The following is a 15603-nucleotide window of genomic DNA, read 5'->3' as shown; positions in this document are numbered from 1 at the left end:
ATCACCTCATTGAATTTGCGATTTGAATTAATGTATTTATTGCCTCTTCTTTTAAAAGAGAATTCTGTTTGTCCCCTGTAGGATTTGGCCAAATTGTGAGGTTGTACATAACTCCATTTTCAGTCCATCCCAAAGTTACAAAATAAGGTCCGGATTTTTCCACAATTAGAATGCCTTTATTTCCGCGAAGGGTTATTTCTTTAATTTCGGTGTTGTTATCCATAGGCATTGGTATTGGCAATGTCTCTTTCCAGTCAGTTACGCTGGCTATTTGTCTTTTTATATTTTCGGGTAAAAATGGGAGGTTTATTAAAGCGTCAATTACTTTATCTACATCTACCCCTTCTGGCACCACTATTTCCGGAGTTTTTACTATGTCAAGCACAATTTGGATTTTTTCACTGCCTTTTTTCTGTAAATCCATATCAATTGCCCTGCCAAAATTTATAATAATGGGTTTCCTATCAAGTTCTGTTGGGAAAAGGTGTGTGCCGCCAAATGTTTTAATTAGCTCATTTATTTTGTCAACTTTTAATATAAACTCTAAGCCTTCAATTTTTGAGATGTACGCATGCTTTATTTCAAAATTTTCATCTGCTGGAAGTTTTATTTCATATCCAAGTTCAGATTTTACTTTGTCAAGTTCATCAGGAGAAATTTGACGCCCTTCTGAAGAACCGTCTTTTATAATCTCTCCATAGTCTTTAAGGCTTATATTTTTTATACCTTTGTCATAGAACTGATTCTGGATTTGCGTAATATCCTCTGGGGTTATTGTTATGACCTGCATCTTGTCAAGCCTGAATATGTTTAAAAGTTTGGCTTCCGCATTTTTAAGGGGCGGGAAAAAGGCTGAGGCCGCTATAAATGCTACTATTAAAGCAGCGGCAATAGCCTTTTTGTACTTTGTAAACAAGGATACCACTCCTTTTCTTTTATTATTTTCTTTGCTCAATTTTTCATTAAAAGCCATCCATGCCTTATTTAAATCTATATCGGAAGTCTTTAAGGTATTTGCTGTAAATTCGTTTATAAACTTTAGTTCTTCTAATTTTTGCCTGCACGTGCTGCAGGTTTTTACATGCTCTTCTATATTTTTTGAGGTGAGTTTGTCTAATTCTCCATCTAAATATGCCTGAAGAGTTCCTTCATCGTAGCACATACTTTTACACCTCCTTTTCGTATAATTCCTTGAATTTTTTCTGAGCTCTTGCAATGGTTGTTCCTACGGAAGATTTTTTAATTCCCAAAGCTACCGCTATTTCTTCATAACTGTAACCTGAATGCTTAAGTATTAAACACATCATGTCTCTTTTATTCATTTTTAATAGAATTTCTTTCACCTTTGATTTTTCAAAATTTTTTATAGCTATTTCTTCAGGGCCTTCCAAAAGTTTTTCTTCATTCTGCTGGAAGGCTTCTATTTCTCTTATTTTTGTGCTTCTTTCTGTTCGAAGATAGTTTAATGCATGATTGATAGCCACTTTTGAAAGCCAACCTCCTATATTTTCATTGTGCCGGGGAGGCTTTTTTAATAACTTTATGAATACCTCCTGTGCGAGGTCTTCAGCCTTAAATTCATCTTTTACAATCCAGGATATCTGTTTTAAAATTTTTGGATAATACCTTTCAAAGATATCTTTGAAACTCTCCTCTATTTTTAACACCTCCCCTGTCCCTTTTCACTAATAATAACACATCTAAAACCAATTTTGTGACAGAACTTTTTCAGACAAAGGGGACGGTTCCTCCTGTCTGAAATTTTCAGACAGGAGGAACCGTCCCCTTTGTCTGGGGTTTTATTTTTTGGGGGAAGTGTTATATAATTATATTCGGTGCTTTAAAAAATGTGGGGGTGTTAAATTGGAGAGGATAAAGGCCTATTATCCTTATTTAGCGGGAATAGGAATGGCATCAATTTTTGGATTTTCTTTTATGTTTACCTCTATGGGGCTTGAAGTGGCATCTCCTTTGGAGCTTATATCATATAGGTTTCTTTTAGCATCTATTGTCATAACGCTTCTCTGGGCTTTTGGTGTAATTAAGTTAAACTACAGAGGGAAAGATGTGAAGCCATTGCTTTTATTGTCTTTGGCAGAACCTTTTATATATTTTGTCTTCGAGACTTACGGTATAAAGTATACTTCTTCTTCTCTTTCGGGGCTAATGATAGCCTTGATTCCTGTTGCAGTGACAATCCTTGCGGTGATATTTTTAAATGAAAGGCCTTCTTTGTACCAGCTTTTGTTTATTTTGTTATCTGTAGCAGGCGTTATATTCATAATTTTTATGACCGGGTCAGAAGGTGGGAAAAGTTCTCTCTTAGGATTTTTATTTTTGCTGGGAGCGGTTTTGTCTGCGGCTTTTTACACGATTCTGGCAAGAAAATTTTCCACTGTTTTTTCTCCTATAGAGATAACATTTGTTATGATGTGGTTTGGGGCTATCTCTTTTAATATTTTGAATTTAATTGAGAAAGTGATAAGAGGAAATAGCCTTTCAAGTTACTTTTCCAGTGTGACTAATTATAAAGTGTTAATTCCAGTACTTTACTTGGGGATTTTATCCTCAATCGTTGCATATTTTCTCAATAATTATGCGCTTTCTAAGCTTCCTGCTTCTCAAGCCTCTGTTTTTGCTAATTTAACTACAGTGATTTCCATTATAGCAGGAGTAACTATAGGGCATGAGGTTTTTCGTTGGTACCATGTGGTTGGAGCTATCATGATATTGATGGGAGTTTGGGGTACGAATTATTTTGGCAAAAGCTATGAGGTGGGGAATTTGACTGAAGAAATTCATTGAAATTAGGGGTATTTACAAAGAAGGGAGGACTGTGATATACTACTCTTGGCAGAACCCTATACCATACGGGGGCATATCGGGGACAAAAAAGGATGCGGTACAAAAATACCGCATTTAAATTATGGAGGAGTGATTTTATTAAGCACGAAGGATGCGCAACAAGATGTTATTTAAAAAATAAATCAGCTTACATTTCGATATTATATCATTTTTTTTAGGGTTATGAAAGGATTTTTTATAAAAACACGAGGTGATTGGCATGGAAAAGGACGTGCAAGATGCTCTGGAAATGCTGGGAAAAGGCAGTGGACTTGCACTTGATATAGGCACGGGAAGAGGCAGAATGGCTTCGGGTCTTGCTGAATATGGGTATGATGTGGTTTCTCTGGATGAAAGTTTAGAAGCATTAAAAAGGGCAAGAGAGTTCATAAGAGAAAAAGAAATGGAAGGAAAAGTTATTCTCATGATGGGGGATGGGCATTCGCTTCCTTTTTTAGAGGAAACCTTTGATGTAGTAGCAATTTACAACGCACTTCATCATATGAGGGATTATAAGAGGGTTTTGGATGAGATGGTGAGGGTGTGCAAAAAAGGAGGGAAAATTCTTGTATCTGAACTCAACGAATACGGCAAGAAAGTTGTGGAGGAGAGTCACAGAAAGAGAGGTAGTCATCACGAGGCAAATATCAGCATTACTGATATAGCTTTTTATCTTGAAAAAGAACATGGGATACTAGGAGAGATAAAACCTTCTGAAAGGACAGATATTTTTATGGCCGTGAAGCCAGTCTTTTAGAGTAAATTTTTGTTGTTGACAACAAGAAAAAATATGATAAAATAAAAAATGGCTTTGAGGCCCCGTGGTCAAGTGGTTAAGACACCGCCCTTTCACGGCGGTAACACGGGTTCGAATCCCGTCGGGGTCACCATTTTTATTTCAGGAAAAGCCTTTAAAGGCTTTTTATTTTTTTATGTCGAAAAGAAAAAATAAAAAAGGTACAAAAAGTAGCAAATAAATCCACCACCTTTATGGTATAATTTAGAAAAAATAGAAGGTGGTGGAGGTATGCAGGGCATAAATGTATTTACGCATAAAAAGGCTTTAAAAGGTAGGTTTAGCGAAAATGTCGACAAAGGATTTTATAAAAACATTCTAAATTCGGCTTTATTTTTGGTTTTTGCTTTTATATTGGGAAGGGCATCTGTTTCCTATGTGCTTTTTCCTTTTGGAGTAGCATTTTTTGCTGCTATGGTGGCTTACAGAAAAAAGTATTTTTTTGTGAGTTTAGGAGTGATCCTTGCTTTAATAACGGTGCCGGGTATTAATATCAGTAAGTACATTTTGAGCATGGCTGTGATTTTTGTATTGGAGCTTTTTTTCAGAGTCAAATCTTCTAATGTAGCAAAAGCTTCCTTCATTACTTTCTTTTCACTTTTTGCCTCAGGGCTTGTCTTTAGCTATTCCTATAATTTTTTATATTTTGATGTCTTTTTAAGTTTATATGAGGCGATTATTGCTATGCTGATGGTGTTTGTCTTTAACCATGCTCTTTCTTTTCTTGTTAACAGAAATGCAAGAAAATTGATTTCTAATGAGGAACTCATCTCCCTTGGAATATTTACTGCAGTTTTCATATTGGGCCTTCACAATTTAAGTATATGGAAATTTGACTTGAAGAATGTGGTTATAATTTTCACAGTGCTTTTTATAAGCTATTTAGGTGGCAGTGGTGCTGGTGCTGCGATAGGAACTACTATAGGAGTGCTAAATGTGCTGGCATACGCGGAAATGCCTTCGGTTATAGGTGTTTTAGCCTTTGGAGGGCTTTTGGGTGGAAGTTTTCGCAAGTTAAATAAAATGGGCACAATTACAGGATTTGTGATAGGAGCTGCTATAGTGATGTTCTATACGGGTTTAAAATTTGATAGCGGCATTGGCGTTAATGAGATGGTCTTGGCTTCTTTGCTTTTTGCAGTTCTTCCGAAGACATATATTAAAGAGGCAGAAAAATTAGTTAAAGGAAATAAAAATTTAAATGATAGAGATTATAGCAGAAAATTGAAGGAAGTAGTTGCAGTAAAATTAAAGGAATATTCAGAGGTTTTCGAAGAACTCTCTAAAACATTTAAACAGTCTACTGATAAGATAATGGACCACAAGGATATCTCTTATTTGTTTGAAGAGATCGCAAATAGGACCTGCTCTCAATGTGTCATGTATAAAAACTGTTGGGATAGGGATTTTTACAGCACTTATAAAGCTATGTTCGAATTGGTGGAGCATTTGGAAAAGGGAAAAGATATAAGCGAGAATAGGCTGTTTAGAAAGTGCATAAGGTTTTCTGAGCTTATGTCGAATACAAAATACTATCTCGGCATTTACAAGATAAGCATGCAGTGGCGAGAAAGGTTAAAAGATGCGAAAGGGCTTATTGCGGCTCAACTCGAAGGAGTGGCAAATGCTATTTCTGATATTGCGAAAGAGGTAAACATGAATATATCTTTTAAGGACGAGCTTGAACAGGCTATTTTGTTGGAATTAGACAAAAATGGAATAGCCGTTGAAGATGTGTTGGTATATGAAACAGAGGGGGAAAGCGTTGTAAAAGTCTACAAAGAAGAAGGATATGTTTCTAAAGATTTGGAAAGGAAGATTTCCTTTTTGATATCGGAGATAATGGGGGAAAGATACGAGAAAAAGGATAAAATATATGGAATTGATTATAAGGGAAGATGTGTACTTTCTTTTGCGAAAGCAGAAAGTTTCCAGATAATTACGGGGGTTAGCAAGGTTAGCAAGTCAAAAAGTAGGATTTCAGGCGATACCCATTCGTTTATGGACCTTAAAAATGGGAAGTATGTAGTGGCTTTGAGTGATGGAATGGGAATAGGATACAAAGCAGCAGAGGAGAGTGCTACAGCAATTTCCCTCTTAGAAAAGTTTATAGAAGCCGGTTTTGATAAAGAACTTGTGGTACAGATGTTAAATTCTATCTTGGCTTTAAGGTCAGCTGAAGAAATGTTTTCTACCATAGATATTATGTTTTTCGATAAATTTACTGGTAAAGCTGAATTTGTAAAGATTGGAGCTTGTGTAAGCTACATAAAAAGAGGTACTTCAGTAGAAGTAATAGAGTCTAGCTCTTTGCCTGTAGGTATTCTTGAAGATATTGAAGCGGACCTTCATGAGAAAGAGTTAAAAGAAGGGGATTTTGTGATACTAGTTACAGATGGGGTACTGGAATGCTATGAAGGGGATAAAGAGCGACAACTTTCGAAGATAATAAGTGAAGCAAATTTTATAAGCCCCCAAGAGATGGCAGACTATATAATGGGAAAGTCCCTGGAAAGTTGCGGTAATATGCCTAAGGACGATATGACGGTGATAGTGGCAAAAATTTGGAAAAGGATTTATGTTTGATTTAAGGCGAACTATAGTATATAATCATAATATAGCGCAACTATAAATATCAGGGGTCTGATATGATTGAGAAGGTTTTGAAAACCATCGAAAAGTACAACATGATAGAGAAAAATGATAAAATTGTCATGGGAGTATCAGGAGGTCCTGATTCTCTCTGCATGCTGGATGTGCTTTTTAATTTGAAGGAAAAATTCGCTTTAGAGCTTTACGTGGTTCATGTAAACCACATGATAAGAGGAGAAGAAGCTAAAAAGGATGCAGAATATGTGGCGGATTTGTGTGAAGAGTTGGGGCTTTCCTTTTTTTTATTTGAAGAAGATGTGCCAGGGATTGCTAAAAAGATGGGCTTGAGTGAGGAGCAGGCAGGAAGATATGTGAGGTACAGAGCTTTTGAGGAAACTTTGAGAAAAGTAGGTGGAAATAAGATAGCTGTAGCCCATAATAAAAATGATGTAGCAGAGACCGTTCTATTGAATATAATACGAGGTACAGGACTTAAGGGGCTTGTCGGCATAAAGCCTGTAAACGGCAACATTATAAGGCCTTTGATTGAAGTTGAGAGAAGAGAAATTGAAGAATATTTGAAAAATAAAAATTTGGAACCGCGAATTGACCGAACCAATTATGAGCCTTTGTATGCTCGAAATAAGGTACGGCTGCAAGTTATTCCTTATATTGAGGAGTTGTTTGGCATAGATTTAATTGAAAATCTTTCTAGAATGGCAGCGATTTTACAAGAAGAAGATGAATATTTAGACAACCAATGCGAAGAAGTTTTTAATCAAATTTGTGAAGTAAGTATGGATGAAGTAAAAGTGGAGCTGAGTGCCTTTTGGGTATTACATGTGGCTTTAAAAAGGCGCCTAATAAGAAGGATGTATTTTGAGTTGAAGGGTGATGAATACGGCCTGGAATACAGGCATGTGGAAGACGTGTTGGCTCTGCTGGATAAACCTACTTCGTCTAAAATTGATTTACCTTTTGAAATTGAGGCTTTAAAAATGTATAATAATCTTGTGATTAGAAAAAAGAAGCCTAAAGAGAAAATAAAGTTCAAGGAAATACTAAAGATTCCTGGGGTTACAACTATAGAAGGGATTGGTAAATTTAAGGCTTATGTAGTTGACATTTCCCAGATTGATGATTTTAACAAGGGAAAGAATATAAAATTTTTTGATTACGACAAAATAAAAGGGGAAATAGTTGTAAAAAACAGAGAGGAAGGAGACAGATTTTCACCTCTTGGAATGAGAGGCACGAAAAAATTAAAAGAATTTTTTATTGATGAAAAAATACCCAGAGAAGAGAGGGATTATATTCCGCTTGTAGCTATAGGAAAAGAGATTGTATGGGTTGTAGGTTATAGAATGAGCGAAAAATTTAAGGTGGATAAGGGCACTTCGAAAGTGCTTGTGATCGAATATACTAAGGAATGAGGAGGTTAGTTTTATGCCGAGCCCTATGGAAGATATAGAGGAAATTTTAATAACAGAAGAAGAACTCAAGGCAAAGGTGAAAGAACTTGGAGAGGTCATAACTAAAGATTATAAGGAGAGCAAAGACTTAGTGCTAATCGGGGTTTTGAAAGGTGCAGTAATGTTTATGTCAGATTTATCTCGAGCCATTGATTTACCGCTTTCTATAGATTTCATGGCGGTATCGAGCTACGGATCTTCCACTAAATCTTCTGGCATAGTGAAGATAATAAAGGACCATGACATAGATATAGAGGGAAAAGATGTCTTGATAGTAGAGGATATTATAGATAGTGGACTTACACTTGCCTATCTTAAGGAAACGCTTTTAGGGAGGAAGCCCAAAAGCCTTAGAATTTGTACTATTTTGGATAAGCCAGAAAGAAGAGAAGCGGATGTAAAGGTGGATTACTGTGGTTTTAAGATTCCTGATAAATTTGTAGTGGGGTACGGACTTGATTACGCAGAAAAGTATAGAAACCTTCCTTTTATAGGAGTTTTGAAACCTGAGCTTTATAAATGATTTGGTTTTTTGCCTTTTATGTGGTATTATAAATTAAAGTAGTGGGACTTGTTTGAAGGAGGGGCCTTGTTTGAAAGATAATAACAAGATTTTCAGGAGCATGGTACTTTATCTTCTTATTTTTATAGCCATATATGCGATGGTCCAGCTCTACTCACAGGCTACACCACAGGTCACTAAGATAGACTATGGGGAGCTTGTGAGGTATATAAGTGCAAATCAAATAAAGAGCATTACCCTTTCGGGCAAGCAGGTAAAAGGGATCTTCAAAAATGGTACCGAGTTTGAAAGCAGTGTACCCGATATCACCAATTTTATGTCTTTTGTAGATCCGTATATATTACAGGGGAAATTAGACTTTAAATATGAGCCAGAAGTAGGGCCACCTTGGTGGGTTCAGATGCTTCCTTCCCTGTTTCTTGTTGGAGTACTCATCCTTTTCTGGTATATTTTCATGCAGCAAGCGCAAGGCGGGGGAGGAAGCAGGGTGATGTCTTTTGGGAAAAGTAGAGCCAGAATGATAACAGACAAAGACAAAAGGGTTACGTTCAACGATGTGGCGGGTGCAGATGAAGAAAAAGAAGAACTCCAAGAGATTGTAGAGTTTTTGAAATACCCAAAAAAGTTCATTGAACTGGGAGCGAGAATACCCAAAGGAGTGCTTTTAGTAGGGCCACCTGGTACGGGTAAGACTCTTTTAGCAAGGGCTGTTGCAGGAGAAGCAGGGGTTCCTTTTTTCAGTATAAGTGGTTCTGATTTTGTGGAGATGTTTGTAGGTGTTGGAGCTGCAAGAGTTAGAGACCTTTTCGAACAGGCGAAGAAAAATGCTCCTTGCATAGTATTTATAGATGAAATTGACGCTGTAGGTAGACAGAGAGGAGCGGGTTTAGGAGGAGGGCATGATGAAAGGGAGCAAACCCTGAACCAGTTGCTAGTCGAAATGGATGGCTTTAGCATAAATGAGGGAATAATTGTAATTGCTGCTACAAATAGGCCTGACATATTGGACCCGGCTCTTTTAAGACCTGGAAGATTTGACAGGCATATTGTGGTCAATATACCTGACATAAAAGGAAGAGAAGAAATTTTAAAAATACATGCAAGGAATAAACCCTTAGCACCTGATGTATCCCTTCAAGTTATTGCCAGGAGAACTCCTGGATTTACAGGAGCCGACCTGGAAAATGTAATGAATGAAGCGGCTTTACTGGCGGCGAGAAAGGGGCTAAAACAAATAACTATGGCAGAATTGGAGGAGGCTATAACAAGAGTTATAGCTGGGCCTGAGAAAAGAAGTAGGATAATGTCTGAAAAGGATAAAAAGCTGGTTGCATATCACGAAGCAGGCCATGCTGTCGTAGCAAAACTTTTGCCTACGACTCCACCGGTTCACGAGGTTACTATAATACCAAGAGGAAGAGCAGGCGGTTATACGATGCTTCTGCCAGAAGAAGACAAGTACTACATGTCAAAGTCAGAGATGATGGATGAAATAGTTCACCTTTTGGGGGGGCGTGCTGCTGAGAAGTTAGTGCTAAATGATATAAGCACCGGTGCTCAGAACGATATAGAGAGGGCGACTAATATTGCCAGAAAAATGGTGACAGAATACGGAATGAGCGACAGGTTAGGTCCTATGACTTTTGGTACTAAGAGTGAAGAAGTGTTTTTGGGAAGGGATTTAGGAAGGACAAGAAACTACAGCGAGGAAGTGGCTGCAGAGATAGACAGGGAGATAAAGAGAATAATAGAAGAAGCTTATCAGAGGGCGGAAAGCCTTCTTAGAGATAATATAGAAAAACTTCATAGAGTGGCAAAAGCCCTTATGGAAAAAGAGAAACTCAACGCAGAAGAGTTTGAAAAAGTGTTTAATGGAGAGGAAATAGAAGGGGTTTCTTTTGCCTAAATTGTATAAGTCGAAAGACTTATACAATTTTTTTTATACAAACTTTAGTTAACAATAAAAAAATTATTGAAAAGAAGGAGGAATTTTGCCTGTTTATGTCTAATATAATTAATAGGAGCGTTTCCTCACAAAAGATAAGGGAGGAAAATGGAGGGAAAAGTCATGAAAAGTTCTAAACCATCCTCGACGCAGAAAAATTCGCTACAATGGATATCCAATCTTCTCGACAATGCACATGATTTTTTTGTTTTAAAGGATTTAAAAGGGAAAGTGGTTCATATAAATACCCGTTTGTTGGATGTCTTGGGTTATACCCACGATGATGTGGAAGATTATGACTATTTTTTCCATAATGTATTAAAATATAAAGAAATAGGACCTTATGAGGAAGGGCTTATAATAGAATTAACTGGGAAATACAATATACGCATGTCTTTTGGGATAAAATTCAGTCCCATAACGAATACTGCAGGAGAAAAGATTGCTTATTTAGGGTTTGTAAAACTAAGAGATTACGCTAAGGGGCATTTTGCTTATCCTCTCGACTTGTTTAAGGCTTCCACAAATGTGCTTGAAGTGACGGAGGAAGGAGTAATAGTAGTAGATGGTAAATTTAATGTGGTTTACGTGAACAACAAGGCCTGTGAGCTTTTTGGGATAAAATATGCTAAATTTGTAAATGCAAAATTTTTGGACTTGGTTAAAAAGTTCAAACCGGATTTTTCTGAAATAAGTCTTTTGAGAGGAGAAAAGATTGTTATTCCTTCCCAAGATGGAAATGAAGAAAGAATACTTTTGCTAAAATATGGCAAACTGATGAACAACCACTGGAAGATTATCATTGCAAAAGATATTACAGAAGATTTAAGGTATAAAAAGCTGATGGAGCAGACAGAGAGATACACGATTGCGGGAGAATTTGCTGCTAATACTATTCACGAAATAAAAAATTCCTTGACTTCCATAAAAGGATTTATCCAGCTACTGCAGGTGAAACATCCTGAAAGCTTTACCTATTATGAAACTATACTGGATGAAGTAGATAGAGTGTTGGGGCTTATAAGAAATTATTTGGGTATAGTAAAGACCAGTGAAGAAGAGGAGGAAGAGAAAGAAATAGATGTAAATGCAATAATTGACCAATACATTCTTCTTTTTGAAGCAGAGATGTTAAAAAAAGGCATCAAATTTAAGAAAAAATTTGGTGAAATTCCCCTCATGAAGATAGATAAAAATCACATAAAACAGCTTATACTAAATATTGTTCAAAATGCTATGCATGCTGTTGGTGATAATGGTAAAATAGTATTAAGTACGAAGTACAGTCCATATTTAAAAAAATTGATTTTGAGAATAGCTGATAACGGGGGTGGTATAGACAGGAAGTATTTAAAAAGAGTAGTAGAGCCTCTTTTCACAACTAAGAAGGATGGAACGGGATTGGGGCTTGCCATCTGTAAGAGCATTGCTGAGATGTACAACGGAGACCTTAAAATTTACAGCAAGAAAGGGAAAGGAACTCTTGTAAAAGTTGTTTTGGGAGAAAAATAAAAAGCTGGAGGGGATTTGTTATGAAATCAGATATTGAAATAGCTCAGGAAGCGAAGATGCTGCATATAAGAGATGTGGCAGCAAAATTGGGCATTGAGGAGGATTATCTGGAATATTACGGCAAATATAAAGCTAAGATTTCCCCCGCTTTGTGGGATAAGATTAAAGACAGAAAAGACGGTAAGCTCATACTTGTTACGGCTATAACTCCCACCCCTGCTGGAGAGGGAAAGACCACTACGACTGTAGGATTGGGGCAAGCTCTTGCAAAGTTAGGGAAAAAAGCCATGATAGCCTTGAGAGAGCCTTCTTTGGGTCCTTCCTTTGGAATAAAAGGGGGAGCAGCTGGAGGCGGTTATTCTCAAGTAGTACCTATGGAAGATATAAATTTGCATTTTACTGGAGATATACATGCTATTACAGCGGCTCACAATTTGCTGGCTGCTATGATTGACAATCACATTCACCATGGGAATGAGCTAAATATCGATATAAGGACTATAACGTGGAAAAGAGCAATGGACATGAATGACAGGGCTTTAAGGGAAATAATAGTGGGTTTAGGAGGAAAGGCTAACGGCTTTCCAAGGCAAGATGGCTTTATAATAACGGTTGCTTCAGAGATAATGGCGATTTTATGTCTTTCTCATGATTTAATGGATTTAAAAAGAAGGCTGGGGGATATAATAGTAGCTTATGACAAAGATGGAAATCCTGTAACTGCAAGGGATTTAAAAGCAGATGGGGCAATGGCAGTGCTTTTAAAGGATGCTATAAAGCCTAATTTGGTACAGACGATTGAAAACGTTCCAGCTTTTGTTCATGGAGGTCCTTTTGCAAATATCGCTCACGGATGCAACAGCTTGATTGCAACAAAATATGGTTTAAAGCTTGCAGATTATCTGGTGACAGAAGCAGGTTTTGGAGCAGACCTTGGAGCAGAAAAATTTTTCGATGTGAAGGCGAGGATAGGTGGTCTTACTCCTAATGCTGCTGTTGTTGTAGCTACAATAAGAGCATTAAAAATGCATGGAGGAGTAAAGAAAGAAGATCTCCAAAAGGAAGATGTAGAGGCTGTAAGAAGAGGAATTGAGAATCTTGAGAAGCAGGTAGAGAATGTGAGGAAGTTTGGTGTACCCGTCGTAGTAGCTTTAAATAAATTCCTTTACGACACAGAAAAAGAAATTGATGAAGTGAGAAAAGCTTGTGACAGAATAGGTGTTGATATGGCTGTTGCAGAGGTCTGGGAGAAAGGTGGAGAAGGCGGAATAGAACTTGCTGAAAAAGTGATAAAAGCTGCGGACACTCCCTCTAATTTCAGGTTCCTGTACGATGTAAACTTGCCTATAAAAGATAAGCTACACATAATCGCTACTGAGATATACGGGGCTGACGGCGTAGAATATACTGCAAGTGCTTTAAAGGATATAGCTAATATAGAGAAATTAGGACTTGACAAGATGCCCATAGTAGTAGCTAAGACCCAGTATTCTCTGTCAGATGACCCCAAGCTTTTAGGGCGTCCTAGAGGATTTAAGATAACCGTAAGAGAATTAAGAATTTCTAGAGGTGCCGGGTTTATAGTCGCTCTGACAGGTGACATAATGACAATGCCAGGGCTTCCAAAACACCCTGCCGCTGAGAACATAGATATAGATGAAAATGGTAGAATAAAGGGGTTGTTCTAGGGACTGAAAATGAGGAGAGAGGTTTTGAAGATAGATAATTTATCAGAGGCCAAAAGAGAGTTAAGCCAAATAAAAGCTGAAGAGATTTCTGTTGATATAATGGCTCCAAAGGCAGTTTTCAGGGTGGTCAAGCTTTACGATGTCCACCCTGCTGCCGCAAATATTGTAAAACAGGAGATGCTGGCGGCTGGTGGAGAAGCTGCTGTTGCAAGAGGCTGTGTGAACATGAGTGTGGACCGTTCGGATGTTATTGTAATGGGGACTTTAAAGCAGTATAGGAGGTTGCTTTCCAAACTAAAAATGCAGAAAAACTACTTTGGAATAGATGAGATAGTAAAGGAATTAGAAGAAGTTATAAGGGAGATGTCTAATTAGCGGCAGAGTTCTGCCGCTTTTCTTTATATTTTTCTTGAAAAGGTAAACAATTGTTAAAAATTATGCTATAATGTAGAAGGGAAGATTAAAGGAGGGAATGTACATGTACGATGAAAAAAAGATTGAAGAGATAAAAACGAAAAGAGAAGACTGGGAAAAGAATCAAAGAGGCAAAGCCATTGCGAAATTTCCTGAAAGAAAAGAAGAATTTAAAACCACATCAGAGATTGAAATAAAGCCAATTTATACGCCGGAAGATTTAAAGGATTTTGATTATTTAGAGAAATTAGGATTTCCGGGAGAATATCCATATACCAGAGGCGTACAGCCCACCATGTACCGAGGAAGATTTTGGACAATGAGGCAATACGCCGGTTACGGCACTGCCGAAGAATCTAATAAGAGGTTTAAATACCTCTTAGAGCAAGGGCAAACAGGGTTAAGTGTGGCTTTTGATCTTCCAACTCAAATAGGATACGATTCAGACCATCCTATGGCCGAAGGAGAAGTGGGCAAAGTAGGAGTAGCTATAGATTCTCTTTACGATATGGAGATATTGCTCGATGGTATTCCGCTTGATAAAGTGAGTACTTCTATGACGATAAATGCTCCAGCTGCTATACTGCTTGCTATGTACATTGCGGTTGCTGAAAAGCAAGGAGTATCTCCTGACAAGCTGAATGGTACTATACAAAATGACATATTAAAGGAATATGTGGCAAGAGGCACCTATATTTTCCCAACAGGTCCTTCCATGAGGCTTATCACCAATATATTCGAATACTGTTCTAAGTATGTTCCCAAATGGAACACAATAAGCATAAGCGGTTATCACATGAGGGAAGCAGGAGCAACAGCTGTGCAGGAAGTTGCATTTACCCTTGCGAATGCTATAGCATACGTGGAAGCGGCGATAAAAGCAGGATTAGATGTTGATGAATTTGCACCGAGGATTTCTTTCTTCTTTAGTGCCCATAATGACTTGTTTGAAGAGGTAGCGAAATTTAGAGCTGCCAGAAGAATGTGGGCGAAGATAATGAAGGAAAGATTTGGGGCTAAAGACCCTCGTTCTATGATGATGAGATTCCACACTCAGACGGCTGGATCTACTTTGACTGCTCAGCAACCTGACAACAACATAATAAGAGTGACAATTCAAGCGTTAGCAGCGGTATTAGGGGGGACTCAGTCACTTCACACAAACAGCAGAGACGAGGCACTGGCTCTTCCTACGGAGGATTCTGTGAGAATTGCTCTAAGGACACAGCAGATAATAGCTTATGAAAGTGGCGTCTGTGACACGCCAGACCCGTTGGCGGGATCTTACTATGTCGAATACCTGACGGATGAGATAGAAAAGAGAGCTTTTGAGTATATAAAAAAGATAGATGAACTGGGAGGAGCTGTAAAAGCGATAGATTTAGGTTATATGCAAAGAGAAATTCAAGAAAGTGCCTACAGGTATCAGATGGAGATTGAGTCAGGGAAAAGAATAATAGTAGGGCTTAACAAATTTCAGATGGAAGAAGAGCCCCCAAAGAATCTTTTAAAAGTCGACCCGCAGGTAGAAATAGTTCAAAGAGAAAAAATAAAGAAAGTAAAGGAAATGAGGGATAATAATCGAGTAGAAAAAGCTTTGAAAGCCTTAAAAAAAGCAGCAGAAGGTGATGACAATTTGATGCCATGGATACTGGATGCAGTAAGAGAATATGCTACATTAGGAGAAATAACAGACGTCTTAAGATCTGTTTTTGGAGAGTATCAGCAGCAAATAATATTCTGAAATTAGGAGGGCATAAAAATGGAAAGGCCAATAAGGGTACTGGTGGCGAAACCCGGCTTGGATGGACATGACA

Annotated in this window: 12 protein-coding genes and 1 tRNA gene; 11 read left to right on the top strand and 2 right to left on the bottom strand. The window is 37.7% G+C overall.

Annotated features, from left to right (window positions below):
* Position 1: 1 nt before the first annotated feature.
* Both ACPLVE_RS08365 and ACPLVE_RS08360 read right to left on the bottom strand, forming a co-directional pair.
* Positions 2–1162 (bottom strand): DUF2275 domain-containing protein, encoded by a 1161-nt coding sequence (locus ACPLVE_RS08365; RefSeq protein WP_424611108.1) that lies wholly within the window; start codon positions 1160–1162, stop codon positions 2–4.
* Between the two features lie 4 nt (positions 1163–1166).
* A complete protein-coding gene (locus ACPLVE_RS08360) occupies positions 1167–1667 on the bottom strand; it encodes an RNA polymerase sigma factor SigX (protein WP_424611107.1) in 501 nt (166 codons plus the stop codon).
* A gap of 196 nt (positions 1668–1863) precedes the next feature.
* Between ACPLVE_RS08360 and ACPLVE_RS08355 the strand changes: the two genes are divergently transcribed.
* The 11 genes from ACPLVE_RS08355 (at position 1864) to ACPLVE_RS08305 (ending at position 15530) form a co-directional block, all read left to right on the top strand.
* Complete coding sequence (locus ACPLVE_RS08355; RefSeq protein WP_424611106.1) at positions 1864–2805, top strand: DMT family transporter; 942 nt, start codon at positions 1864–1866, stop codon at positions 2803–2805.
* Positions 2806–3058: 253 nt separating this feature from the next.
* Complete coding sequence (locus ACPLVE_RS08350; protein ID WP_424611122.1) at positions 3059–3601, top strand: class I SAM-dependent methyltransferase; 543 nt, start codon at positions 3059–3061, stop codon at positions 3599–3601.
* Between the two features lie 58 nt (positions 3602–3659).
* Positions 3660–3734 (top strand) — tRNA-Glu (locus ACPLVE_RS08345).
* Between the two features lie 137 nt (positions 3735–3871).
* Positions 3872–6226, top strand: a complete 2355-nt coding sequence (gene spoIIE, locus ACPLVE_RS08340; protein ID WP_424611105.1) for a stage II sporulation protein E — start codon at positions 3872–3874, stop codon at positions 6224–6226.
* A gap of 62 nt (positions 6227–6288) precedes the next feature.
* Positions 6289–7665 carry a tRNA lysidine(34) synthetase TilS gene (tilS, locus tag ACPLVE_RS08335; RefSeq protein WP_424611104.1) on the top strand — a complete coding sequence of 459 codons (1377 nt, stop codon included), beginning with the start codon at positions 6289–6291 and terminating at the stop codon, positions 7663–7665.
* Positions 7666–7678: 13 nt separating this feature from the next.
* A complete protein-coding gene (hpt, locus tag ACPLVE_RS08330; RefSeq protein ID WP_424611103.1) occupies positions 7679–8227 on the top strand; it encodes a hypoxanthine phosphoribosyltransferase in 549 nt (182 codons plus the stop codon).
* A gap of 70 nt (positions 8228–8297) precedes the next feature.
* Entirely contained in the window at positions 8298–10133 is a 1836-nt protein-coding gene (gene ftsH, locus ACPLVE_RS08325) for an ATP-dependent zinc metalloprotease FtsH (RefSeq protein ID WP_424611102.1), read from the top strand.
* 162 nt (positions 10134–10295) lie between these two features.
* Positions 10296–11684 carry an ATP-binding protein gene (locus tag ACPLVE_RS08320; RefSeq protein ID WP_424611101.1) on the top strand — a complete coding sequence of 463 codons (1389 nt, stop codon included), beginning with the start codon at positions 10296–10298 and terminating at the stop codon, positions 11682–11684.
* 20 nt (positions 11685–11704) lie between these two features.
* Positions 11705–13372: a formate--tetrahydrofolate ligase gene (locus tag ACPLVE_RS08315; RefSeq protein ID WP_424611100.1), complete on the top strand. Its 1668-nt coding sequence runs from the start codon at positions 11705–11707 to the stop codon at positions 13370–13372.
* Between the two features lie 9 nt (positions 13373–13381).
* The gene (locus ACPLVE_RS08310; protein ID WP_424611099.1) at positions 13382–13747 is read left to right on the top strand and encodes a hypothetical protein; all 366 of its coding nucleotides are present in this window, start codon (positions 13382–13384) and stop codon (positions 13745–13747) included.
* Positions 13748–13850: 103 nt separating this feature from the next.
* On the top strand, positions 13851–15530 hold the full coding sequence (locus ACPLVE_RS08305) for an acyl-CoA mutase large subunit family protein (protein ID WP_424611098.1): 1680 nt from the start codon (positions 13851–13853) through the stop codon (positions 15528–15530).
* Positions 15531–15603: the final 73 nt, after the last annotated feature.

The sequence above is a fragment of the Caldanaerobacter sp. genome (assembly GCF_049701115.1).
In the GTDB taxonomy this organism is placed as follows: domain Bacteria; phylum Bacillota; class Thermoanaerobacteria; order Thermoanaerobacterales; family Thermoanaerobacteraceae; genus Thermoanaerobacter.
The sequence above is the reverse complement of the archived record's forward strand: the minus strand, read 5'-3'. Positions and strand labels throughout refer to the sequence as shown.

Coding starts and splice junctions, on each gene's coding strand:
- ACPLVE_RS08365 (WP_424611108.1), bottom strand. CDS start 1,162: ATGTGCTACGATGAAGGAACTCTTCAGGCATATTTAGATGGAGAATTA.
- spoIIE (WP_424611105.1), top strand. CDS start 3,872: ATGCAGGGCATAAATGTATTTACGCATAAAAAGGCTTTAAAAGGTAGG.
- tilS (WP_424611104.1), top strand. CDS start 6,289: ATGATTGAGAAGGTTTTGAAAACCATCGAAAAGTACAACATGATAGAG.
- hpt (WP_424611103.1), top strand. CDS start 7,679: ATGCCGAGCCCTATGGAAGATATAGAGGAAATTTTAATAACAGAAGAA.
- ACPLVE_RS08320 (WP_424611101.1), top strand. CDS start 10,296: ATGAAAAGTTCTAAACCATCCTCGACGCAGAAAAATTCGCTACAATGG.
- ACPLVE_RS08315 (WP_424611100.1), top strand. CDS start 11,705: ATGAAATCAGATATTGAAATAGCTCAGGAAGCGAAGATGCTGCATATA.
- ACPLVE_RS08310 (WP_424611099.1), top strand. CDS start 13,382: ATGAGGAGAGAGGTTTTGAAGATAGATAATTTATCAGAGGCCAAAAGA.
- ACPLVE_RS08305 (WP_424611098.1), top strand. CDS start 13,851: ATGTACGATGAAAAAAAGATTGAAGAGATAAAAACGAAAAGAGAAGAC.